General features: G+C 68.7%; 15 protein-coding genes. 8 read left to right on the top strand and 7 right to left on the bottom strand.

What is annotated here, in order from left to right; all coding sequences use genetic code 11:
- Positions 1-6 precede the first annotated feature (6 nt).
- The 7 genes from ACFWNN_RS34695 (at position 7) to ACFWNN_RS34665 (ending at position 14,441) form a co-directional block, all read left to right on the top strand.
- Positions 7-957, top strand: coding sequence for an ABC transporter ATP-binding protein (locus tag ACFWNN_RS34695; protein WP_382444173.1), 951 nt, complete (start codon positions 7-9; stop codon positions 955-957).
- On the top strand, positions 954-1,829 hold the full coding sequence (locus tag ACFWNN_RS34690; RefSeq protein WP_382444172.1) for a hypothetical protein: 876 nt from the start codon (positions 954-956) through the stop codon (positions 1,827-1,829). The genes ACFWNN_RS34695 and ACFWNN_RS34690 overlap by 4 nt, the downstream gene beginning before the upstream one ends.
- A 26-nt stretch (positions 1,830-1,855) precedes the next feature.
- Complete coding sequence (locus ACFWNN_RS34685) at positions 1,856-5,608, top strand: ABC transporter ATP-binding protein (RefSeq protein WP_382444171.1); 3,753 nt, start codon at positions 1,856-1,858, stop codon at positions 5,606-5,608.
- A 638-nt stretch (positions 5,609-6,246) separates the two neighbouring features.
- The gene (locus ACFWNN_RS34680; RefSeq protein WP_382444170.1) at positions 6,247-7,287 is read left to right on the top strand and encodes a hypothetical protein; all 1,041 of its coding nucleotides are present in this window, start codon (positions 6,247-6,249) and stop codon (positions 7,285-7,287) included.
- A gap of 505 nt (positions 7,288-7,792) precedes the next feature.
- Positions 7,793-11,485 (top strand): multifunctional oxoglutarate decarboxylase/oxoglutarate dehydrogenase thiamine pyrophosphate-binding subunit/dihydrolipoyllysine-residue succinyltransferase subunit, encoded by a 3,693-nt coding sequence (locus ACFWNN_RS34675; RefSeq protein WP_382444169.1) that lies wholly within the window; start codon positions 7,793-7,795, stop codon positions 11,483-11,485.
- A 78-nt stretch (positions 11,486-11,563) separates the two neighbouring features.
- The gene (locus tag ACFWNN_RS34670; RefSeq protein ID WP_285643817.1) at positions 11,564-11,743 is read left to right on the top strand and encodes a DUF6104 family protein; all 180 of its coding nucleotides are present in this window, start codon (positions 11,564-11,566) and stop codon (positions 11,741-11,743) included.
- A gap of 55 nt (positions 11,744-11,798) precedes the next feature.
- Complete coding sequence (locus ACFWNN_RS34665; RefSeq protein WP_382444168.1) at positions 11,799-14,441, top strand: NACHT domain-containing protein; 2,643 nt, start codon at positions 11,799-11,801, stop codon at positions 14,439-14,441.
- 4 nt (positions 14,442-14,445) lie between these two features.
- Here the strand turns inward: ACFWNN_RS34665 and ACFWNN_RS34660 are convergent, their stop codons facing one another.
- The gene (locus tag ACFWNN_RS34660) at positions 14,446-15,438 is read right to left on the bottom strand and encodes an aldo/keto reductase (RefSeq protein ID WP_382444167.1); all 993 of its coding nucleotides are present in this window, start codon (positions 15,436-15,438) and stop codon (positions 14,446-14,448) included.
- Positions 15,439-15,700: 262 nt separating this feature from the next.
- Between ACFWNN_RS34660 and ACFWNN_RS34655 the strand changes: the two genes are divergently transcribed.
- A complete protein-coding gene (locus tag ACFWNN_RS34655; protein ID WP_382444166.1) occupies positions 15,701-16,873 on the top strand; it encodes a S8 family peptidase in 1,173 nt (390 codons plus the stop codon).
- Between the two features lie 130 nt (positions 16,874-17,003).
- On the opposite strand, the gene ACFWNN_RS34650 is transcribed toward ACFWNN_RS34655, so the two are convergent.
- From ACFWNN_RS34650 to hutH, 6 genes are all read right to left on the bottom strand, one after another.
- The gene (locus tag ACFWNN_RS34650; protein ID WP_382444165.1) at positions 17,004-17,885 is read right to left on the bottom strand and encodes a hypothetical protein; all 882 of its coding nucleotides are present in this window, start codon (positions 17,883-17,885) and stop codon (positions 17,004-17,006) included.
- A 66-nt stretch (positions 17,886-17,951) separates the two neighbouring features.
- Positions 17,952-19,085, bottom strand: a complete 1,134-nt coding sequence (gene hutI / locus ACFWNN_RS34645; protein ID WP_382444164.1) for an imidazolonepropionase — start codon at positions 19,083-19,085, stop codon at positions 17,952-17,954.
- Positions 19,082-20,356: a formimidoylglutamate deiminase gene (locus ACFWNN_RS34640; RefSeq protein WP_382444163.1), complete on the bottom strand. Its 1,275-nt coding sequence runs from the start codon at positions 20,354-20,356 to the stop codon at positions 19,082-19,084. The genes hutI and ACFWNN_RS34640 overlap by 4 nt, the downstream gene beginning before the upstream one ends.
- The gene (locus ACFWNN_RS34635) at positions 20,353-21,522 is read right to left on the bottom strand and encodes an allantoate amidohydrolase (RefSeq protein WP_382444162.1); all 1,170 of its coding nucleotides are present in this window, start codon (positions 21,520-21,522) and stop codon (positions 20,353-20,355) included. The genes ACFWNN_RS34640 and ACFWNN_RS34635 overlap by 4 nt, the downstream gene beginning before the upstream one ends.
- Positions 21,522-23,168: a urocanate hydratase gene (gene hutU / locus ACFWNN_RS34630; RefSeq protein WP_382444161.1), complete on the bottom strand. Its 1,647-nt coding sequence runs from the start codon at positions 23,166-23,168 to the stop codon at positions 21,522-21,524. Before hutU ends, ACFWNN_RS34635 begins: the two co-directional genes overlap by 1 nt.
- Positions 23,165-24,670, bottom strand: a complete 1,506-nt coding sequence (gene hutH, locus ACFWNN_RS34625; protein ID WP_382444160.1) for a histidine ammonia-lyase — start codon at positions 24,668-24,670, stop codon at positions 23,165-23,167. The genes hutU and hutH overlap by 4 nt, the downstream gene beginning before the upstream one ends.
- Positions 24,671-24,722 lie beyond the last annotated feature (52 nt).

Below are 24,722 nucleotides of genomic sequence, written 5' to 3'. Positions count from 1 at the left end.
GGCCGCATGCATGACGGCAGCGGCCTCATCGCGGTCCAGAACCTGACCAAGCACTTCGGTTCCGTGGCCGCGGTGCAGAACCTGAGTTTCACCGTGTCACCCGGCAGCGTGACGGGCTTCCTCGGGCCGAACGGCGCGGGCAAGACGACGACCCTGCGGATGTTGCTGGGTCTCGTGAAGCCCTCCTCCGGCACGGCGACGATCAACGGACGACCGTTCCACCAGCTCGGCCAGCCCGGTCGCGTGGTGGGCGCGGTGCTGGAGGCGCAGGGGTTCCACCCGCGCCGCACCGCGCGCAACCACCTCCGGGTCTACACGGCGGCGATCGGCGTGCCGGACGCGCAGGCCGACCAGGTGCTCAACCTGGTCGGTCTCGGCACGGCCGCCGACCGCGCCGTCGGCGGGTTCTCGCTCGGCATGAAGCAACGCCTGGCGGTCGCCACGGCGTTGCTCGGCGACCCGCAGGTGCTGGTGCTCGACGAGCCGGCGAACGGCCTCGACCCCGAGGGCATCGCGTGGCTGCGCAACTTCCTGCAGTCGTTCGCGCGGATGGGCCGCACGGTGCTGATCTCCAGCCACCTGCTGGCCGAGGTCGAGCAGACCGTCGACCAGGTCGTGATCGTCTCGCGCGGGCAGACCGTCTACTACGGGCCGTTGGACCACCTTCGCGCGCAACAACAACGCCGCGTGCTGGTGCAGCCGTCGGACGTCGCCGCGCTCGCGGCCGCGTTGCAGGCGGACGGCGTGACGTCGATCGAACAGCTCCCGGACGGGCGGCTCGCCGTGTCCGGTGTGGACTCGAAGCACGTGGCGGACAGCGCGTTGCGCGCGGGCGTGTCGATCTACGGCATCCAGGAGGAGCAGGTCGACCTGGAACAGCTCTTCTTCCGGCTCACCAGTGGCCAGTTCGCCGGGCACGTGCAGGCGCCGTACCAGCAGGGTGGGTGGGGTCGATGAACAACCTCGTGCAGGCGGAGCTCCGCAAGATCACGACGGTGGGCCTGTGGTGGGGCCTGCTGATCCCGACGGTGCTGGTCGCGCTGGGCGGCGGGCTGCTGTCCGGCGGCTTCGGCCAGCTGATGATCGAGTTCACCACGTCCGCGGAGGCCGAGCAGCTCTCCGACGTGCTCGGGGTGACGCCGGACCAGTGGAAGTTCTCGTTGCTGGGCATCGGCAGGACGATCAACATCGTCACGTTGTTCCCGCTGGTGTTCGGGGCGATGGCGTTCGCGAACGAGATCGGCACGCGGACGATCACCACGACGTTCCTGACGGCGCAGAACCGCGTGCAGGCGATGCTGGCGAAGCTGCTGGTCTACGCGCTCTGGGGCGCGATCTACGGCATCGCGACCATCGCGGCGGTGGCGCTCGGCGTGGTGATCACGAGCGGGTCCAGCCAGCTGCCGGGAGCGGGCGACTGGGCGATGCTCGCGCTGGCGTGCGTGCTGGCGTCGATCCTGATGACGATGTTCGGCGTCGGCCTGGGCGCGCTGATCCCGAGCGCGGCGGGCGTGGTCGTGCTGCTGATCATGTACTTCCTGGTGGTCGAGAACGCCCTGCAGTTCGGGCTGCGGCTCTCGAGCACGCCGGAGACGGTCGTCGGGTTCCTGCCGAACGGCTCGGTGAACGGGCTCACCGGCTCGGTCGTGGTCGACCTGTTCATGGCCAAGGCCGGGGTCGTGCCGGAGGAGGGCATCGACTTCCTGCGGATCATCGCGGGTGCCGGTGGCGCGCAGGCGTGGTGGCTGTCGGGGATCATCTTCCTCGGCTGGGTGGCGGCCGCGTTCGGCGGCGGCTGGGCCGTCATGACCCAGAAGGACATCACCTGACCTGCGGTTTCTGACGTCACGATTTTATGTCGGACCCCGACCGTACTGTGGGTTCCGTGACGAAGGGCTGGATCCGCCGACTTGCCGCCGCGTGCTGGCAGCACCCCCGCCTGGTGGTGCTGTCGGTGCTCGCCGCGGTCGTCGGCGTGGGTCTTCAGGCGGCAGGTCCGTTGCTGCTCAAGACGGCGATCGACGACTCGACGGGCGGCCGCACCGATCGGCTGTGGCCGTTGATGGTGGCGTTGATCGTGCTGGAGCTGCTGACGTTCGGGTCGGCGTTCTTACGTCGTTATCTGGGCGGCCGGCTGGCGTTGGGCGTGCAGCACGACCTTCGCCTGGGCGTGTTCTCGGCGGTGCAGCGGCTGGACGGCGCGAAGCAGGACGAGATGCGCACCGGCCAGATCGTGTCGCGCTCGATCACGGACCTGCAGCTGGTGCAGTCGTTGCTGATGATGGCGCCGCTGGCCGTGGGCACGGTGGTGTTCGCGGTGGCCGCGCTGGCGGCGATGATCTACCTGTCGATCCCGCTGACGATCATCGCGGTGATCGTGCTGCCGCTGGTGGCGTGGCTCGCGGGCCGCACCCGCCTGACGTTGTTCCCGGCCACCTGGTCGGCGCAGCAGCGGGCCGCCGACCTGGCGCAGCACGTGGAGGAGACCGTCACCGGCGTCCGCGTCGTGAAGGGCTTCGGCCAGGAGGCGCGAGAGGTCGCGCGGCTGGAGAAGCACGCGAAGTCCCTGTTCGCGGAACGCATGCGCGCCGCCCGCCTGTCCTCCAAGCCGCTGGCGACGGTGACGGCGCTCCCGCTCCTCGGCCAGGTGGCGGTGCTGGGCCTGGGCGGCTGGCTGGCCCTGCACGGCCAGGTCACGCTGGGCACGTTCCTCGCCTTCACCACCTACGTGGCCAACCTGGTGGGCCCGACCCGCCTGCTGTCGAGCCTGATGGTGTCCGCGCAGCTCGCCAGGGCGGGCGTGGAACGCGTCTACGAACTGATCGACTCACAGCCGGACGTGCAGGACGGCCCGGACGAGGTGCCACCGGGCCCGCTGGGCGTCACCTTCTCCGACGTGACCTTCGGCTACGCGCGGAGCGAACCGGTCCTGCAGGACTTCTCGATCTCGGTGGCCCCCGGCGAAACCCTGGCCCTGGTGGGCACGGCGGGCTCCGGCAAGTCGACGGTCTCGCTGCTCCTGCCCCGCTTCTACGACGTGCACGCGGGCGCGGTCGCCGTCGGCGACGCGGACGTGCGCACCCTGACCCTGGAGTCGTTGCGCGGCGCGATCGGCGTCGTCTTCGAAGAGGCGTTCCTCTTCTCCGACACGGTGTTCTCCAACATCGCGTACGGCAGCCCGGACGCCTCCCGGGCCGAGGTCGAACGAGCTGCCAAGGCAGCCGAGGCCCACGACTTCATCGAGGCCCTCCCCCTCGGCTACGACACGGTCGTGGGCGAACGAGGCCTCACCCTGTCCGGCGGCCAGCGCCAGCGGGTGGCCCTGGCCAGAGCCCTGCTGTCCGACCCGAGAATCCTCGTGCTGGACGACGCCACCTCCGCCGTCGACAACGCCACCGAGGCAGCGATCCACGCGACCCTGGCCTCGGTGACGGCGAACCGCACCACCCTCCTGGTGGCCCACCGCCGATCGACCCTGTCCCTGGCCGACCGGATCGCGGTCCTGGACGCGGGCAGAGTGGTCGACATCGGCACCCACGCCGAACTGACCGCCCGCTGCGCCCTCTACCGCGACCTGCTGGCGGGCCCGGACGAGGCGATCGAGTCCACCACCCCCGCCAGAACCGGCACCCTGTGGCCGACGATCACCCAGGCAGACCGCGACGAACGTCTGATCGCCGAAGCCAGGACCTCGACCCCGGCCTCCTCCTCCCGCCGCGCCGGAGGAGGCGGCGGCGGCCCCGGCGCCGGCATGGCAGCCCTGGCCGGCGGCCCGCCCACCCCGGAACTCCTGGCCCAGGTCCGCAAGCTCCCCCCGGCCACCGAAACGCCGGTCCTGCACGGCGAGGACCCCAGAGCACCAGACCCGACGTTCCGCCTGGCCCGCCTGCTGAAACCCGTCCGCTGGGCCCTGGCAGGAGTAGCGGTCCTGGTCGTCCTGGACGCCCTGGTGGGCATGGGCATGCCGTCCCTGGTCCGCCTGGGCATCGACGGCGGCGTCGTGAGCAACACCGAGTCCGTCGTGTGGCTGGCAGTGGTCCTCGGCATCGGCCTGGTGGCGATCGGCTGGCTGACCACGGCAGGCAGCACGATCTACGCGGCCCGCCTGGGCGAACGCCTCCTCTACCTGCTCCGCGTCCGCAGCTACGCCCACCTCCAACGCCTGGGCCTCGACTACTACGAGCGCGAGATGGCCGGCCGGATCATGACGAGGATGACCACGGACGTGGACGCCCTCTCCACGTTCCTGCAAACAGGCCTCGTGACAGCAGTGATCAGCCTGATCACCGTGGTCGGCATCACCGCGGCCCTGGTGGTCACCGACCCGTCACTGGCCCTGATAGCCCTGGCAGTGCTCCCGATCCTGACAGTCGCCACGATCGTCTTCCAACGCCTCTCCTCCACCGCCTACGCGGAAGCAAGAGAGCGCGTGAGCGCGGTCAACGCCGACCTCCAGGAAAACGTCTCAGGCCTGCGCACCTCCCAGGCCTACACCAGAGAACGCCGCTCAGCGGAAGCCTTCGCCGAACGCAGCGACGCCTACCGCCGCTCCCGCCTGCAGGCCCAGCGCTACATCGCCACCTACTTCCCGTTCGTGGCCATGCTCAGCGGCGTGGCCCAAGCCGTAGTGCTGGCCGTAGGCGCCCACCGAGTGGCAACAGGCAGCCTCACCCCAGGCGTACTGCTGGCCTTCCTCCTCTACCTGGGCCTGTTCTTCAGCCCGATCCAACAACTCTCAGGCGTCTTCGACGGCTACCAACAGGCAAGGGTGGGCCTGCGCAGAATCGGCGACCTGCTCCGCACCCCGAGCACAGTGGAACCACCAGAAAACCCGATCCCGGTCCCCACCCACCTCAAGGGCGAGGTAGAGCTCCACAACGTGAGCTTCACCTACACAGGAGCAGAAACCCCAGCCCTGAAAAACATCAACCTGCACGTCCCCCCAGGCGAAACAGTGGCCCTGGTAGGCGAAACAGGCGCAGGCAAATCCACCCTGGTAAAACTGATCGCCCGCTTCTACGACGCCACAGAAGGCACAGTAAAAGTAGACGGCGAGGACATCAAAACCTACGACCTCTACACCTACCGCCAAAGGCTGGGCGTAGTCCCCCAAGAGGCGCACCTCTTCGGCGGCGACATAGCCACCAACATAGCCTACGGCCGCCCAACAGCAACAAAAGAAGAAATCCAAAAAGCAACCGAATCCGTAGGCGCCCTGAACATGGTGGCCACCCTCCAAAACGGCTTCCACCACGAAGCAGGCGAACGAGGCAACCACCTCTCAGCAGGCCAACGCCAACTAGTGGCCCTCGCACGAGCAGAACTGGTGAACCCAGACCTACTCCTCCTGGACGAAGCAACAGCAGCCCTGGACCCAGCCACCGAATCAGCAGTACTGGCAGCCAGCGACCACCTGACAGGCCCAAGAACCACCTTCGTAGTGGCCCACCGCCTGGCCACAGCAGCAAAGGCAGACCGAATCCTGGTCCTGACCAACGGCGAAATAACCGAACAAGGCACCCACGCCGACCTATTAACAGCAAACGGCACCTACGCCCGCCTATGGCACCACGGCGACACACCAGATGCCCCACCCCAAACACCCTGACCACCACCAGCACCAGCAAGCCTCCGCCTACGAGCCCCACCAGCCAGCCCCCCACCAGCCAGGCAACCATGCGAGGTGAGCCGCGTGAGGCGAGCCGGAAGGTCACCAAACGCAAGGCAGCCCAACCGCATGGCCGATGCGGTCGACCAATGGCTTGAGGAGAACGCGAAGCCGAAGGCGAGCCCGACCGAGCAAGCAAACAGCGATGGCGCAGCCGAGCCCACCCAAGACCCAAACGCAATGCCGAAGGCGAGGCGTCCTTACTTCTTGGCTCGGTCAAAGCGGTGTGGTGACGTGCGGTGCCAACTCAGCCACGCACCCGAGGAGATTGGGGCTTGACTTTGGGTGCGAGGTGCTACCCCTCGCGGATCGGCCGGGCGCTTTTCAGCCCGGCCTTTTCCGGCCGACCAGCGCCTCGCAAGGGCCCCGAAGTCAAGCCCCAATCTCTATCGTCGCGCAGCGGCGATGACTCGACCACGCTCGTCACTGCCCACGCAACCCACCAGCAAAGGTGACCAGACCACAAAACCCGGCCACCCCGCTGGAACAGGAACCAACCAACGCAAGCCGACCCGCACCCACCCCCGCCACCACACACCTCCACCACCCCACCCCACCCCACCCCCAGGGGAGCCGAAATGCCGACCCGCCCCTCAATCCTCTACGTCTCCAACCTCGCCTACCCAGCAAAAGGCCGCCGCTACTGCGACGAAGACATCTACCTGACCTCAACCCTGAGACAACACTTCGACATAGCCATAACCCACCCAGAAGACGCCGCCACCCTGATGGACAACTTCGACACAGTCGTGGTGAGAAACAGCGGCCCGGTAATCGACTACCCGACCGCCTACGAAACCTTCCGAACCAAAGCCACCACCACCGGCCACCGCGTCTACAACCCCCTGACGGGCAAGGCCGACATGGCCGGCAAGCAGTACATGCTCGACCTGACCACCGAGGGCTACCCGGTCATCCCCACGATCGACGACCTGACGAACCTCCACCTCCTGACCGACCTGGCAGATCGACACAACCTCCCCACCCCCACGACCTACGTCACCAAGCCGAAGGCAGGCGCCGACTCCCACGGCCTGGAGTTCCACACCAGAGAAACCCTGGAAAACCGCGAAGCCTTTCGCAGAACCCGAGAAGCCACCCACCCCCAGGACGCCACCCGCAACCCCGCCGACAAACCCACTGACGACCCCACCAACGACCGCACCAACGAACCCAGCGAATCCGCCGCGGAAGCCACCAGAGAAACCACCGAACGAATCCCGGGCAGCCCCCTCCAAAACCCGGACGCCACCGAACGAATCCCCGGCGACACCCTCATCCAGCCCAAGATCGATTTCCGCTACGAGGTGTCGTTCTACTTCGTGGACCAGGACTTCCAGTACGCCCTGCACGCACCCGACCCCGCCCAGCGATGGGAACTGACCCTCTACACCCCGTCCGACGAGGACCTGGAATTCGCCCAGAAGTTCATAGCCTGGAACGACCTCCCCCACGGCATCCAGCGCGTCGACGCCTGCCGAACCCAGACCGATGACCTGCTGCTGGTCGAACTGGAGGACCTCAACCCGTACCTGTCGCTGGACCGCACCACAGACGACATCCGCACCCGCTTCGCCGAGGCGATGACCACCTCACTGCGCAACTCCCTCGACAGCTGACCGAGCAGCCGACCGAACAACTGACCCGGCAGCCACCCCACAACTGCCCCGGCCGTCATCTCAACAGCAGCCATCTCGACAACTGGCCCGGCAGCCAACTCAACAACTGCCCCGGCAGCCAACTCACCAGCCCACCAACGGTTCAGCGCACTGAACCAGCACCCGCCCACATGAACGAACCCGCACACCCACCACGAACGAACCCGAACGCTCAAGATCAATCCGCAGGGCGACGGTGTTGTACCTATCGTGAACTGATCAGTGCGCTCAGTGCGTATGCCCGTCCAACAGCTCAACGAGCATTACCCGAAAGGGAGGCGACGTAGTGAGACACACATCAAGAATTGCTCAACACCGGGTGACGGCAGGCCCGTCCTGATCGATCCTGTGACAGAGCACTCCTTGCCAGGTGCCTCCAGCGTGTGAAGGCCTGTGTCAGGGGGACTAACCTGACTACCGCATGAGTCATCACCAAGAGCGAGATGGATAGAGGCGAGCGCCAGCCGTGTCCAGCAGCAGTCCTGCGTCACAATTCGGGCCGAACGAGTGGCTCGTCGAGGAGATGTACGAGCAGTTCCTCGCGGACCCGTCATCCGTAGACCCGGCATGGCATGACTTCTTTGCCGACTACAAGCGTGCGGGCGGCAACGGCAGTGCCGCCACGGTCAGCGCGGGTGGCTCCACGGCCACCACGACCGCGACCGTGACGCCGCCGGCGGCGGACACCGCCAAGCCCGCGCCCGCCGCACCCAAGCCTGCCGCGCAGTCGCAGCCGAAGCCGGCGGCCACGTTGCCGTCGACCGGCAAGCCCGCGCCGCAGCAGGCCGCGAAGGCAGCCCCGGTGAAGCCGAGCGCGCAGCCCGAGCAGAAGCAGCTGCGCGGTGCCTCCGCCGCGATCGCGAAGAACATGGAGCTGTCGCTCACCGTTCCGACCGCGACCAGCGTGCGCGCCGTGCCCGCGAAGCTGCTGGCCGACAACCGCATCGTCATCAACAACCACCTGAAGCGGACGCGTGGCGGGAAGGTCTCCTTCACCCACGTCATCGGCTACGCGGTCGTCCGGGCGCTGCAGGCGTTCCCGAACCTGAACCGCCACTACGCCGAGGTGGACGGCAAGCCGTTCGTCGTCACGCCGGAGCACGTGAACTTCGGTCTGGCGATCGACCTGCCCGGCAAGGACGGCAGCCGCACGCTGGTCGTCGCGTCGGTCAAGGGCTGCGAGAACATGACGTTCACGCAGTTCTGGCAGGCCTACGAGGACCTGATCCGCAAGGCGCGCTCCGGCTCGCTGACGGCGGACGACTTCTCGGGCACCACGATCTCGCTGACCAACCCCGGCACGATCGGCACCAACCACTCGGTGCCGCGGCTGCAGGCCGGTCAGGGCGCGATCATCGGCGTCGGCGCGATGGAGTACCCCGCGCACTTCCAGGGCACCAGCGAGCAGGCCCTCACGGACATGGGCGTCAGCAAGATCATCACGCTGACCTCCACGTACGACCACCGCATCATCCAGGGCGCGGAGTCGGGCGAGTTCCTCAAGCGCATCCACCAGCTGCTGCTGGGCGAGGACGGCTTCTACGACGACATCTTCGCGTCGCTGCGGCTGCCGTACGAGCCGATCCGCTGGGTCGCCGACATCCCCGAGGGCGCTGTCGACAAGACGGCCCGCGTCATCGAGCTGATCGACGCGTTCCGCACCCGCGGCCACCTGATGGCCGACACGGACCCGCTGAACTACCGCCAGCGCTCCCACGCCGACCTGGACGTGCTCAGCCACGGCCTGACGCTGTGGGACCTCGACCGCGAGTTCCCGGTCGGCGGCTTCGCCGGCAAGGAGCGGATGAAGCTCCGCGACATCCTGGGCGTGCTGCGCAACTCGTACTGCCGCACCGTCGGCGTCGAGTACATGCACATCCTGGAGCCGGAAGAGCGCCAGTGGATCCAGGAACGCGTCGAGGTTCCGCACGAGAAGCCGCCGGCCACCGTGCAGAAGTACATCCTCAGCAAGCTGAACGCCGCTGAGGCCTTCGAGACGTTCCTGCAGACGAAGTACGTCGGCCAGAAGCGCTTCTCGCTGGAGGGCGGCGAGACCGTCATCCCGCTGCTCGACGCGGTGCTCGACAAGGCCGCCGAGCACGAGCTCGACGAGGTCGTCATCGGCATGCCGCACCGCGGCCGCCTGAACGTGCTCGCGAACATCGTCGGCAAGCCGATCTCGCAGATCTTCCGCGAGTTCGAGGGCAACCTCGACCCCGGCCAGGCGCACGGCTCCGGCGACGTGAAGTACCACCTCGGTGCCGAGGGCAAGTACTTCCGCATGTTCGGCGACGGCGAGACCAAGGTGTCGCTGACGGCGAACCCGTCGCACCTCGAAGCGGTCGACCCGGTCCTCGAGGGCATCGTCCGCGCCAAGCAGGACCTGCTGGACAAGGGCGGCGACTTCTTCCCCGTCCTGCCGGTCGCCCTGCACGGTGACGCGGCGTTCGCGGGCCAGGGCGTCGTCGCCGAGACCCTGAACCTGGCGCTCGTGCGCGGCTACCGCACCGGTGGCACCGTGCACATCGTCGTGAACAACCAGGTCGGCTTCACGACCGCGCCGGAGAACTCGCGGTCCTCGAAGTACTCGACCGACGTCGCGAAGATGATCGGTTCGCCGGTCTTCCACGTGAACGGCGACGACCCCGAGGCCTGCTACTGGGTCGCGAAGCTGGCCGTCGAGTACCGCCAGGCGTTCGCCAAGGACGTCGTGATCGACATGGTCTGCTACCGCCGCCGAGGCCACAACGAGGGCGACGACCCCTCGATGACGCAGCCGGCGATGTACGACGTGATCGACCAGAAGCGCTCGGTGCGCAAGACCTACACCGAGTCCCTGATCGGCCGCGGCGACATCACGGTCGAAGAGGCTGAGAAGGCGCTGCAGGACTTCTCCAGCCAGCTGGAGCACGTCTTCAACGAGGTCCGCGAGCTCGAGAAGCACCCGGTGACGGTCAGCCCGTCGGTGGAGGCCGAGCAGCAGATCCCGGCGAAGCTGCCCACGCACATCAGCCGTGAGGTGCTGGAGCACATCGCGGACTCGCACGTGAACCTGCCCGAGGGCTTCACGCCGCACGCGCGCGTCAAGCCGGTGCTCGACCGCCGCGCCAAGATGGCGCGCGAGGGTGGCATCGACTGGGCGTTCGCCGAGCTGCTCGCGTTCGGCTCGCTCGCGATCGAGGGCCGCAACATCCGCCTGGCCGGTCAGGACTCGCGCCGCGGCACGTTCGTGCAGCGCCACGCGACCCTGATCGACCGCAAGACGGGCGACGAGTACACGCCGCTGCAGCACCTGTCGGACGACCAGGGCAAGTTCATGGTCTACGACTCGGTGCTGTCGGAGTTCGCGGCGGTCGGCTTCGAGTACGGCTACTCGGTGGCGAACCCGCAGGCACTGGTCCTGTGGGAGGCGCAGTTCGGTGACTTCGTCAACGGCGCGCAGCCGATCATCGACGAGTTCATCTCGTCCGGTGAGGCCAAGTGGGGTCAGCGTTCCGACGTCGTGATCCTGCTGCCGCACGGCCACGAGGGCCAGGGCCCCGACCACACGTCGGGCCGCATCGAGCGCTGGCTGCAGCTGTGCGCCGAGGGCTCCATGACCGTCGCGGTGCCGTCGACCCCGGCGAACTACTTCCACCTGCTGCGTCGCCACGCCCTCGACGGCGTCGACCGGCCGCTGATCGTGTTCACGCCGAAGTCGATGCTGCGCCTCAAGGCCGCCGTCAGCACCACGGACGAGTTCATCAACGACCGGTTCCACTCGGTGATGGACGACCCGACCATCAAGGACCCGAACGCGGTCACGAAGGTCCTGCTGTGCAGCGGCAAGATCTCCTACGAGCTGCACGCCGAGCGCGAGAAGCGCGGCGGCGGCGACGTGGCGATCGTGCGCGTCGAGCAGCTCTACCCCGTCCCGGCCCGCAAGCTGACCGAGACGCTGGAGCGCTACCCGAACGCGAAGGACGTCCGCTGGGTGCAGGAGGAGCCGGCGAACCAGGGTGCGTGGCCGTTCTACGGCCTGGCCCTGCCGGAGCTGCTCCCCGAGCACCTGGGCACCGTCCGCCGCGTGTCGCGCCGCCCGATGGCCGCCCCGTCGGCCGGTTCGAGCAAGGTGCACGAGGTCGAACAGCGCGAGATCATCACGCGCGCGTTCGAGTAAGCACGCACTGAACGGACGAGCCGCCGGATTCCCCAGGGGTCCGGCGGTTCGTTTTCTCAAGCCCCCACAGGAGTGTCCATGTACCACACCGATCGCGGCATCGAAGAGCTCGAGAAGCGGCGCGGCGAGGAGGAGGTCTCCTTCGCGTGGCTAGCCGACAAGCTGCGCGAGTTCGTCGACGCCAACCCGGAGTTCGAGACGCCGATCGAACGCTTCGCAACGTTCCTCGCGCGCGATGACGACGACTTCGAAGACTGAGCACCACTCACCACGAATAACGTGACGATCGGCGCCTCCCGTTCGACAGAGGTGCATGGGCAAGCACCTGGCGCCGCTCCTCATGGCTCTCGTCCCGCCCGCCGCCGCCTTCGCCTGGCTCCAGACGTGGGCGGCGGCGCATCCGGTGCAGGCGATGGCGATACTCCTGGCCTGGCAGGCCCTGGTCTGGGGCGCCACCCTCGTCACCAAGCTCGTGGGCGGCACCGCCGACGAGCTGAACCAGAAGTGGAAAGTCCGCCTGGCCAACGCCATCGACGGCGTGGTCAGCCGACTCTTCTCGGGCTACCGAGGCCGCTATCGCAAGGCGATGCTGAGCAACCTGAGGTTCGTGGACCTCAAGGGCCTCGCGACGATGGGCTTTTACACCCCGAGACTGGACGAGGTGTTCGTCGACGTCAGCCTCGTGCACAGCGATCCACAGAAAGTGGCCTCACACGTCATCGGCGGCAGGGCCTCCGACTCGGACCGCCGCTTCCTCGGCGACCTGATCGACCAGCCGACCCCGGTCGTCCTGGCCGTGATCGGTGCACCGGGCTGCGGCAAGACAACCCTCCTGCGGCACACCGCGATGCTCGTCTGCCGCAATCGCCGCCGCCGACCCGTCCCGGTGCTGCTGTACCTGCGAGACCACGTCCACGCCATCGCGAACGACCGCCCGCTCACGACGCTGACCGACCGCAACGCCCCGTCCGGCTGGTTCGAACGCAAGCTCCAGGCGGGTCGATGCGTGGTGCTGCTCGACGGCCTGGACGAGGTCGCCGACCTGGAGAACCGCCTCCAGGTCTCCGAGTGGGTCGAACGCCAGGTGGCCGCCTACCCCGACAACGACTTCGTCATCACCTCCCGCCCGCACGGCTACTACACGGCACCCGTGTCCGGCGCGGAGATCGTGCAGGTGCGCGGCTTCACCGACGAGCAGGTGACCAGGTTCGTCCGCAGCTGGTACCTGGCGTTCGAGCAGCGCAGCACACAGGAGAAGTCAGCGGTCATCGCCGAACTGGCCGCGCAGGAGTCCACCGACCTCCTCGAACGCCTGCGCCAGAACACGGCGCTCTACGAGCTGACCGTGAACCCGTTGCTGCTCACCATGATCGCCAACGTGCACAAGTTCCGCGGCGCGCTGCCTGGCAGCCGGGTAGACCTGTACGGCGAGATCTGCCAGGTCCTGTTGTGGCGGCGGCAGGAGGCCAAGAAGCTCGAGTCAGAACTGACCGGCGACCAGAAGATGGCGCTGCTGAGCGCACTCGCCTACTCGATGATGGCCCGCCGGCTGCGCGACCTCAGCCGCGACCAGATCGCCGTCGAGGTCCGCAACTCGTTGCAGCGCATGACGAACGAGCTGGACGAGACCAGGTTCCTGGAGCAGATGACGTCCTGCGGCCTGCTGATGGAACGGGAGCGGGACATCTTCGCCTTCGCCCACCTGACGTTCCAGGAATACCTTGCGGCGCACTACATCCGTGAGAAGCAGGCGATCAGTGTGCTGGTCGAGAGTGTCGACGACGTGTGGTGGCGCGAAACCACACTGCTGCACGTGGCTCGCGCCAACGCCGACCCGATCGTCGAGGCGTGCCTCAGCGCCGGCTCGGCCGAGGCCTTGTCACTGGCTTTCGACTGCCAGGAGCAGGGCAGCGAGTTGGCGCGAGCTCTTCGCTCGGAGCTCGACCAGTTGCTGGACGTGGCGCACGACCCGAACGCGGCCGACGACCTGCGCCATCTCATGACGCGTGTCGAGCTGGCGCGGTACCTGCGGAACCGCGTGCGCACCGGCGAGGGCACTCACATCTGCTCAGAACCCGTGCCTGTGCGCATCTACCGGTTGTTCCTGCTCCACTCCCCGGATCGAACACCGGACGTTCCGCTGGGCGCGCCGGACGACCCGGCCAGGGGGATGTGGCCCGACGACGCGGCCGACTTCGTCTGGTGGGTCAACCACACCGTGGGTGTCGGACAGACCTTCGGTCTGGGACGAACAGCCGAGCTGATGTCGTCCCCTCTCGCGGCAAAGATCAACTCGTTGTCGCCCTACACACCGGACGACAACCACGCGGGCCACTTCAGCATCACGCGCGGTGAGTTGATGAGCGACTTGGAGAACGACGTCGACCTGCTGTTCGAACAGTTGTCGAGCGCCGCGGTCACATTCGTGAGCCTCGGAACCAGCTTCAACCGGTTTCGTCCGCCCGTGCACGTGTCGTCGCTGAAGCTGCTCAAGCTCAACGTGTCCGCCACGAACGAAGACGCCGAGGTCGTCCTGGGCCAACTGCTTGCCCAGGGCATGCTCCCGCCGCCCTCGTCGCGGTCGAAGTTCATCGGCAAGTGCGTTCAGGCCCTCTCCGCCGAGCTCGTCTTCCCGGCCGACGACGCCTTCTACGCGGCGGTTCTCCGGAGCCCCTCTCACACGCTGAGGCTGGCGCGGAAAGCCGCGTTGACCGACTGGGGAACAGCACGCATCAAGTCCTTCATCGAAGCGGTCTCAGCGGTCTTCCACAGAAGGGTCCCGCTCACCCCGGAACTCGCCGCCGAGTTGCGCATCCTCGCCCTGTGCTTGGAGGGGGAGGCGACCCAGTTCAACTGGGCCCCATTCCTGGACTTGGCCGCCAGCCTGTCGGTGATGCAACGACGGGCTGACGGCCGACTCCCCGCGAACGAGACGATCATCCTGGCGACCGACTAACGGGTCACCAGGCGTAGGCCTCCGGCGCCGGCTTCGAGCCGTTTGGCCCCGGAGCCGGGAACAGCTCGTCGAGTTTCGTCAGCACCTCCGCGTCGAGCTTCAACTCGGCGGCACGCAACGAGTTGTCGAGCTGCTCGATCGTGCGCGGCCCGATGATCGGCGCCGTCACGCCCTCTTGGTGCAGCAGCCACGCCAACCCGACGTTCGCCGGGTCCTCGCCGATCTCGGCGCAGAGCTTCTCGTAGGCCTCGATCTGGTCGCGGCTCTTCTCCAACGCATCCGCGGAACGCCCGGACGCGGAGCGCGAAACGCCACCCTCGCGCTGCTTGCGCAACACGCCGCCCAGCAGCCCGCCGTGCAGCGGCGACCACGGGATCACGCCGAGGCCGTAGTGGCGGGCGGCCGGCAGGACCTCCAGCTCGGCCCAGCGGGTCATCAGGTTGTAGATGGACTGCTCCGACACCAGGCCGAGGAAGCCACGGGTCTTGGCTGCCTCCGCGGCCTGGGCGATGTGCCAGCCGGCGAAGTTGGAGGAGCCGAAGTAGATGACCTTGCCCTGCTGGCGCAGGACGGAGAAGGCCTCCCAGATCTCGTCCCACGGCGTGGCGCGGTCGACGTGGTGCATCTGGTAGAGGTCGATGTAGTCGGTCTGCATGCGCTTCAACGAGGCGTCGGCGGCTCGGCGGATGTTCAGGGCCGAGAGCTTGGTCTCGTTGGGCCAGGTGCCCATGCTGCCGTAGAGCTTGGTGGCGATGACGGTCCGCTCGCGGCGGGTGCCGCCCTTCGCGAACCAGCGGCCGATGATGTTCTCGGTGACGCCCTCGCCCTGCTTCCAGCCGTAGACGTTGGCCGTGTCGAAGAAGTTCAGGCCGTGCTCGTGGGCGCGGTCCATGATCGCGTGGCTGTCGTCCTCGGTCGTCTCGGGACCGAAGTTCATCGTGCCGAGGCACAGGCGGGAGACGGACAGGCCGCTGCGGCCGAGGTTCGTGTACTCCATGCCACTCACCCTGCCCCCATCGAACGCCGCATGCCACGTGGAGTTGCTCCAGCTACGCCGGCCGCGGCCGCGAATTCTTGCACTGGGCAAGAGCTACTGGCGGTGATCGAATCCGGGCGGAGCAAGTACAGCGCGTGCCCGAAATCGGTTTCGACACAGTTTTGACAGTATTGAAAACTGAAGTTTCGAACCTGTTATCCGGCGCACAGCTCGCGTTAGTTTCTTGGTGTTCCCCAGTTCATTCCCTGCCAGGAGGAACCCCATGGCTCTTCGGCGTCATGTCGCCATCGCGGCGGCATTGGGCATCGCTTCCACGGCGATGTGGACGCCCACCGCGATCGCTGAGCAAGCAGTTCTGCCCGGTTCGGGCACGCAGGCGGTCGAGGGCAGCTACATCGTGGTGCTGAAGGACGGAGCGCGCACCCCTGCCAGCGCGTTGGCGTCCCGCTACCAGGGCAATCTCAAGTACACCTACAGCGCCGCGCTGAACGGGTTCTCGGTCACCGGAATGTCGGATCGTCAGGCTCGGCGCCTTGCGGCCGACCCCGACGTGCAATTCGTCGAGCGCAACACGGTCGCCACCATCCAGGCCACTCAGTCGAACCCCGTGTGGGGCCTTGACCGGATCGACCAGGCGAACCTGCCGCTGAGCAACTCGTACACCTACCCGAACACCGCGTCGAACGTGAACGCGTACGTTCTCGACACCGGAATCAGGAAAACGCATTCCGAATTCGAGGGCCGGGCGACCGACGGTTACGACTTCATCGACAACGACGCCACGGCGCAGGACTGCCAGGGCCACGGCACGCACGTCGCCGGCACGGTCGGCGGCAAGACGTACGGTGTCGCGAAGAAGGCCAAGCTGGTCGGCGTCCGGGTGCTCGACTGCAACGGCAGCGGCCCCTGGGACACCATCATCCGCGGCATCGACTGGGTGACGGCCAACGGCAAGAAGCCCGCCGTCGTCAACATGAGCCTCGGCGGCAGCGGCACGAACGCCTCGCTGGAGAACGCCGTCAAGCGGTCGATCAGCGCGGGCTTCACCTACGTGCTCGCGGGCGGCAACAGCGGCCAGGACTCCTGCAACTTCACCCCGGCCCGCACGCCGGAGGCGATCACCGTGGGTGCGTCCGACCGCGCCGACAAGCGGTCGATCTGGTCCGCCGGGTCGTCGAACTGGGGCAAGTGCCTCGACATCTGGGCGCCGGGCAGCGACATCGTGTCCGCCTCCCACAGCAACGACACGGGCACGCGGTCCATGGGCGGCACGTCGATGGCCTCCCCGCACGTCGCCGGCGCGGCCGCGCTCTACCTGAGCGCGAACCCCTCCGCGACGCCCGCCCAGGTGCGCAACGCCCTGGTCGGCGCGGCCACGCCCAACAAGCTGACCGACATCAAGACGGGTTCGCCGAACCTGCTCTTGAAGGTCTAGGAACCTGCCGTCGCCGCCACCCTGCAGCGGCGACGGCCATCCTGGGCGCCCTCGATGCCACGGCCGAATGCGGCTCGGCCAAGAGCATCGTTTCGACTGGGGGCGCTTGCGGTGGGAGTGGGAGTAGCGGCTACTCCCACTCCCACCGCACTCCGTAGATTCCGGGCTTCGAGTTCCGCACGTGGATGTGCGTCGACGCCGTCGTCCCGATCCACAGGTCGTTCAGCGCCGTCTCCGGCTCGTGCAACGACGGCCGGGCGAACTGGAAGCACCGCGCCGGCACCGCGTCCGGGTGGAAGTCGATCTGCAGCGTGTAGTCGTTGACAGGCCTCAGGAAACGCCGGTCGCAGACCTCGCTGTCCGCGCCGGGTCTCATCCGGACCGTGTAGTCCACCAGCGCCGTCTCGCCCGCCCGCAGCATCCGGTCGAAGAGGATCTCCGCGACGAGGAACCCCGTCGAGTCCTCCCCGCGCACCCGCCCGAGCCGGCACGGCGCCCCCGCCTCGATCGACGGCACGCCGAAGTCCGTCGCGTCGGCGAGCTGGATGGCGAGGAACCTGTCCACCCCGTCCTCCAACGCCTGGACGACGCCCGTGCAGCGGTTCGAGACCTCACGGCGGTCCGGCCCGATCACCTGCCGGTCCTGCACGCTCAGGTACGTCGTGGCCGTCGGGTTCAGCCTGTCGATGCGCGCCATGACCTCACCGAGGTCGGTGGCCCGCGAGTCCCACATGTCCTCCAGGGACAGCGATTGGTCCACCCACCGCCCGCGTGGCCGCTTGTCGCCCAGCCGGTCGGTCAGGAAGCCCTCACCGAGGTCGAGCAGCTCCTCGAGCGCCGCGACGACCTTGAGCGACTCCGGGCGTTCCGGACGGCTTCGGCCGCGACGCCAGTAGCTCAGCGTCGAGATGCTGACCTGCATGCCCCGCGCCGCCAGGTGGTGCTGGATGCGTTCGAGGCTGAGGCCGCTGTTGTCGACGGCTTTCGTCAGGGCCTCCGCGAAATCCACCACGAGGACACCGTACGGCCCCGCACCTTCCGCCAGTAGGCCCACACGGAGGTGAATGAGACGGCAGTCTCAATTGGCGCGTACGCCTCGTTGCCACACGGAGTGCGTCAAAGGGACCCCGGGGCGGTACGCCAGATGAGTGATCGAGGGCGCGTCCAGCACGTGAAGATCAGCCCGCGCACCAGGCCTGATGACGCCGACGTCGTCCCGTCGCAACGCCCGCGCGCCGCCCGCCGTGGCCGCCCAGACCGCCTCCTCGACGGTCATCCGCATCTGCAGGACGGCTGTCGTCACGCAGAACGCCATCGACGAGGTGTACGAGGAGCCGGGGTTGCAGTTGCTGGCGAGCGCGACGGTCGCACCGGCGTCGAGCAGCGCGCGGGCGGGTGGCAGCGACTGGCGGGTGGAGAGATCGCAGGCCGGAAGCAGCGTCGCGACGGTGCCGGACGACGCCAGCGCGTCGACGTCAGACCCGGAAAGGTATGTGCAGTGGTCCACTGACGCGGCGCCGAGCTCGACGGCCAGCCGCACGCCGGGGCCCTCGCCGAGCTGGTTGCCGTGCACGCGCAGGCCGAGGCCCTTCTTCGCCGCGGCCTCCAGCACCGCCTTCGACTGGTCGTAGTCGAACGCGCCCTTCTCGCAGAACACGTCTGCCCAGCTCACGAGGGGTGCGACGGCGTCGAGCATCTCGCCGCGCACCAGGTCGACGTAGGAGTCGGCATCCGCACCCGGAGGCACCAGGTGCGCGCCGAGGAACGTGACCTCGTCGGCGTGCTCGGCGGCGATGCGGGCCGACCGCACCTCGTCGGCGACGTTCAGGCCGTAGCCGGTCTTGGTCTCGACGAACGTCGTCCCCTGCCGCAACGCCTCCGCGACGTGCTTGCGGACCACGGCGGCCAGTTCCTCGTCGGATGCCGCCCGCGTCGCGTTCACGGTCACGGCGATGCCGCCCGCGGTGTACGGCTTGCCCGCCATGCGCGCACCGAACTCGGCGGTGCGGTCGCCCGCGAACACCAGGTGGGTGTGGCTGTCGACCCAGCCGGGCAGCACCGCGCGGCCCTCGACGTCGACGCATTCGTCTGCCGCCGGAGCGTCTCCCGCAGCGCCGACCCAGGCGATCTCGGCACCGTCGATGACCAGCGCGTCGCCGCTGACCTCGGTGTTCGTGGTCAGCTCACCGATGCCGGTGATCAGCACGCTCATGCCCACAGCTCCTCGATCGCGTCCGCCAGCAGCCTGCCGACGTCTCCCAGGGTCTCGTGCACACCACCGGCAGCGACCACCCGGCCGCCGACCACCACGGTGTCCACATCGGACGCCGTCGCGGACAGGAGGACCTGCTGCGGCAACGATCCCGCGGTGCGCGGCGTCGAGCAGCTGATGGCCACGAGGTCGCACGGCGCGCCGACCTCGATGCGTCCGCCGTTCCAGCCGAGCGCGGAGTGCCGGGTGGCGGCCTCCATCAACTCGGCCGGGGAGAAGCGGCCGCGCTGACCCGTCCGCAACCGCTCGTTGTGCTCCAGCGCCCTGGACTCCAGCAACGGGTCGATCACCGCGTGCTGGTCGCTGCCGAGCGAGAGCGGGCTGCCGGCGTCGGCCAGCTCACGGGCGGGACCGATGCCGTCCGCGAGGTCCGCCTCGGTCGTCGGGCAGAAGCACGCGCCGGTGCCGGAACCGCCCAGCAACGCGATGTCCTCGGACGTGAGGTGCGTGGCGTGCACGGCCGTGGTGCGCGGCGAGAGAGCGCCCGCCTCGTGCAGCAACGCGGTCGGCGTCAGGCCGTACGCGGCGAGGCACGCCTCGTTCTCGGCGGGCTGCTCGGACAGGTGCACGTGCAGTGGCGCGTCCGGGAACGCCTGTGCCACCACGGAGAGTTCGGCCCGGGGCACGGCCCGAACCGAGTGGATCGCGGCACCGACGCGCATCACGTCGTCGGGCTTCAGCTCGGAGACCCGCGCGGCCCAGGCCTCCGCGGTGCCGTCGGAGAAGCGTTGCTGCACCTCGTTCACGGGCTGGTCGATGCCGCCCGCGAGGTAGCAGGTGTCGAGCAACGTGAGCCGGATGCCCGCGTCCGACGCGGCCTCGCGCAGCGCGTAGCCGAACTCGTTCGACCTGTCGTGCACGTAGTGGAACTCGCCCACGGCGGAGACGCCCGCGAGCGCCATCTCGCCGTAGACCGCGCGGGCCAGCCGGTAGTACGACTGCGGGGTCAACCGCGAGGCCAGCGCGTACATGCCTTCGCGCCACGTCCAGAACGTGCCGCCGCCGTCGTGCGTGCGGCCGCGCAACGCCCGGTGGAAAGCGTGCGAGTGGGCGTTCGCGAAGCCCGGCACGACCACGCCGTGCAGCCGCCGCACACCCAGCGGAATCGTGTCCACTGTGGACACCGACGAGATGACGCCGTTCTCGACCCTGATCAGGACGCGCTCGGCGAGCCCGGTGGGCAACCAGGCCCGCTCGCACCAGAAGTTCATGAGCCGAGGTGTTCGATCGTCGCGGCCAGCGCCTTGACGCCCTCGTCGACGTCGGCCTGCTCGGCGAACTCCTCCGGCGCGTGGCTCACGCCGGTGGGGTTGCGCACGAACAGCATCGCCGTCGGCACGTGCTCGGCGAGGATGCCCGCGTCGTGCCCGGCACCCGTCGGCAGCGCCGGAACGCCACCGAGCGCCCCGGCGATGTCGTCGCGCAACGCGCTGTCGAAGTACACCGTGTCGCCGTACGACTCCTCGGTGATCCGCAGCTCGCAGCCCTCCTCCTTGGCGGCCTGGTGCGCCGCCTCGGAGATCTCCGCGACGATCGCGCGGGTGCGCGCGTCGTCGCTGTCCCGCGCGTCCAGCCAGACGTCCACGGTGGACGCGATGACGTTGGTGCCACCGGGGTTGGGGACGAGCCTTCCCACAGTGGCACGACCGCCACCCCTGGCCGCCTTCCTGGCGGCGAGGACGAGCTGGGACGCGGGGAGCATCGGGTCGCGGCGGTCCTCGATCAGCGTCGCGCCGGCGTGGTTGCCCTCGCCGGAGAACGTGAAGCGCCACCGGCCGTGCGCGAGGATGCTCGAAGCGACACCGACGGGCACGCTCAAACCACGGCCCTGTTCGACGTGCAGTTCGACGAACTGCCCGATGCGCTTCAACGCCTTCTCGTCACGTCCGACCAGATCGGGGTTGTAGCCCGCAGCCTTCATGGCCTCGGCCAGCGTCACCCCGTCAGGATCCTTGAGCCCCAACGCCTTCTCGGCCGAGATGGCGCCGGTCAGCAACCGGGACCCGAGGCAGGCGACGCCGAACCGGCCGCCCTCCTCCTCGGCGAAGACCGTGATCGCGAACGGTCGCCCCGGCTTGAACCCCTTGGCCTGCAGGAGATCTACGGCCTCCAGGGCCGACGTCACCCCGAGCGGGCCGTCGAACGCACCGCCACCGGGAACCGAGTCCAGGTGGCTGCCGGTGATGAGCGCGTTGTCGCCGCGCTCGCCCCACCACGCCCAGAGGTTGCCGTTCTGGTCGGTCTCCACGTTGAGACCGCGCCGGACCGCCTGTTCCACGAACCAGTGCCGCAGTTCGAGCTCGGGCTTGTTGTAGCCGTGGCGCGAGTAACCGCCACGCTTCAGGTCCTTGCCGACGTCCGCGATCTGGTCGAGCATCAGCCCTCCATCGGAATGCGGACGCCCTTGTCCGCTGCCACCGTCTTGGCCTCGTCGTACCCGGCGTCCACGTGCCGGATGACGCCCATGCCGGGGTCGTTCGTGAGCACGCGCTCGATCTTCCGCGCGGCCAGCTCCGTGCCGTCCGCGACCGTCACCTGACCGGCGTGGATCGAGCGGCCGATGCCCACGCCACCACCGTGGTGGATCGACACCCACGTCGCACCCGAGGCCGTGTTGACCAGGGCGTTCAGCAACGGCCAGTCCGCGATCGCGTCGGACCCGTCGGCCATCGCCTCGGTCTCGCGGTACGGGGAGGCCACCGAGCCGCAGTCGAGGTGGTCGCGGCCGATCACGATCGGCGCCGACAACTCGCCGGAAGCGACCATCTCGTTGAACTTGAGGCCGGCGAGGTGCCGTTCGCCGTAGCCGAGCCAGCAGATGCGGGCGGGCAGGCCCTGGAACTCGACGCGCTCACCGGCCATCTTGATCCAGCGGTGCAGCTGCTCGTTGTCCGGGAAGAGCTCCAGGATCGCGGCGTCGGTCTTCGCGATGTCGGCCGGGTCGCCGGACAGGGCCGCCCAGCGGAACGGGCCCTTGCCCTCGCAGAACAGCGGGCGGATGTAGGCGGGCACGAAGCCGGGGAACGCGAACGCGCGGTCGTAGCCGCCGAGCTGCGCCTCGCCGCGGATCGAGTTGCCGTAGTCGAACACCTCGGCGCCGCGGTCCATGAACCCGACCATGGCCTCGACGTGGTCCGCCATCGACTTGCGGGCGCGGTCGGTGAACTCGTCCGGCTTCGCGGCCGCGTAGTCCTGCCACTCGTCCAGCTCGACGCCGACCGGCAGGTACGCCAGCGGGTCGTGCGCGGAGGTCTGGTCCGTGACGATGTCGACGGCGACCTCGCGGCGCAGCAGCTCGGGCAGGATCTCCGCCGCGTTGCCCACGACACCGACGGACACGGCCTCGCCAGCGGCCTTGGCGGCCAGCACGCGCTCGATGGCGGAGTCCAGGTCAGCGGCGATCTCGTCGAGGTAGCGGGTCTCCAGGCGACGCTGGGCGCGGTGCGGGTCGACCTCGATGCACAGCGCGACGCCCTCGTTCATCGTCACGGCGAGCGGCTGCGCGCCACCCATGCCGCCGAGGCCCGCGGTGACCGTCAGGGTGCCCCTGAGCGTGCCGTTGAAGCGCTTGGTGGCAACGGCGGCGAACGTCTCGAAGGTGCCCTGCAGGATGCCCTGGGTGCCGATGTAGATCCACGACCCGGCGGTCATCTGGCCGTACATCGTGAGGCCCTCGGCCTCCAGGCGGCGGAACTCGGGCCAGTTCGCCCAGTCCGGCACGAGGTTCGAGTTGGCGATGAGCACGCGGGGCGCCCACTCGTTGGTGCGCATGACGCCGACCGGGCGGCCGGACTGCACGAGCAGCGTCTCGTCGGCCTCGAGGTTCTTGAGCTCACGGGTGATGGCGTCGAACGACGGCCAGTCGCGTGCGGCCTTGCCGGTGCCGCCATAGACGACGAGGTCCTCGGGGCGCTCGGCGACGTCCGGGTCGAGGTTGTTGTGGAACATCCGGAGAGCGGCCTCGGTGGACCAGTTCTTGGCGGTCAGTTCGGTGCCGCGGTCAGCGCGAACGGTGGTCATCACAGAGCTCCACTTCGGATGAGGGCCTCGGCGGCGGCGATCTCGGGCGCGAGGTGGCGGTCCGGGCCGGGGCCCTGGACGGTCTCGCGCAGCTTCGCCACGGCGGCGGCCGTCGCGGGGGCGGGCTTGAGGGGCGCGCGCAGGTCGAGGGCCCGCGCGGCGGTGAGGAGTTCGATGGCCAGCACGGTGGTGAGCCCGTCCACGGCCTTGCGCAGCTTGCGGGCGGCGGACCAGCCCATCGACACGTGGTCCTCCTGCATCGCGGAGGACGGGATGGAGTCGACGGACGCCGGCACCGCGAGGCGCTTGAGCTCGGACACGATCGCCGCCTGCGTGTACTGGGCGATCATGTGGCCGGAGTCGACGCCGGGGTCGTCCGCGAGGAACGGCGGCAGGCCGTGCGAGCGCGAGACGTCGAGCATGCGGTCGGTGCGGCGCTCGGCGATCGAGGCCACGTCCGCGAGCGGGATGGCCAGGAAGTCGAGCGCGTAGGCCACGGGCGCGCCGTGGAAGTTGCCGTTGGACTCGACCCGGCCGTCCGCGAGCACGACGGGGTTGTCGATCACGGACGACAGCTCGCGGTCGGCCACCGTCGCCGCGTACGCCACGGTGTCGCGGGCGGCGCCGTGCACCTGCGGTGAGCAGCGCAGCGAGTACGCGTCCTGCACGCGGGTGCAGTCGGGGCCGCGGTGCGAGGCGACGATCTCGGAGTCCCGCAGGAACGCGAGCATCCGGGCGGCGGAGAGGTTCTGGCCGGGGTGCGGGCGCAGCGCGTGCAGTTCCGGCTCGAAGACGCGGTCGGTGCCCAGCAGGGCCTCGACGCTCATCGCGGCGGTGAGGTCCGCGATGTCCAGCAGCCTGGTGAAGTCGGCGATCGCCAGCGCCAGCATGCCGAGCATGCCGTCGGTGCCGTTGATCAGCGCGAGGCCTTCCTTCTCGGCCAGCTGCACCGGTTCGATGCCGGCCGCTTCGAGGGCCTCCGCGGCGGTGACGAGCTCGCCTGCGGCGTTGCGGACCATGCCCTCGCCCATCAGCGCCAACGCGTTGGCGCTGAGCGGCGCGAGGTCACCCGAGCAGCCGAGCGAGCCGAACTCGTGGACGATCGGCGTGATGCCGGCGTTCAGCATCCCGGCCATCGCGTCCACAGTGGACAGCCGAACGCCGGTGTGACCGGTCGAGAGCGTGCGCAGGCGCAGCAGCATCAGCGCCCGGACGACCTCGCGTTCGACCTCGGGACCGGAACCGGCGGCGTGCGAGCGGATCAGCGACCGCTGCAGCTGGGCACGGCGGTCCGGCGGGATGTGCCGGACGGCGAGCGCGCCGAACCCGGTCGAGACGCCGTAGGTGGGGCGTTCGGCCGTGGCGAGCTGTTCGATGTGGCCGCGGGCGGTGGTGACCGCCTCCCTGGCCGCCGCGGTGATCTCCACCGGGGCGCCGTCGCGGGCGACGGCATGAACGTCCTCGAGGGTCAGAGGCTTCGGACCCAGCTCCACCGGTTGTCGCATGCAGACATCAGACCGCTCCGGGGCCGACTCAGCGACCCCGGAGCGGGTGATG

It is taken from the genome of Lentzea sp. NPDC058450, assembly GCF_042721395.1.
In the GTDB taxonomy this organism is placed as follows: Bacteria; Actinomycetota; Actinomycetes; order Mycobacteriales; family Pseudonocardiaceae; genus Lentzea.
This window is presented reverse-complemented; position numbering and strand designations above follow the sequence as displayed.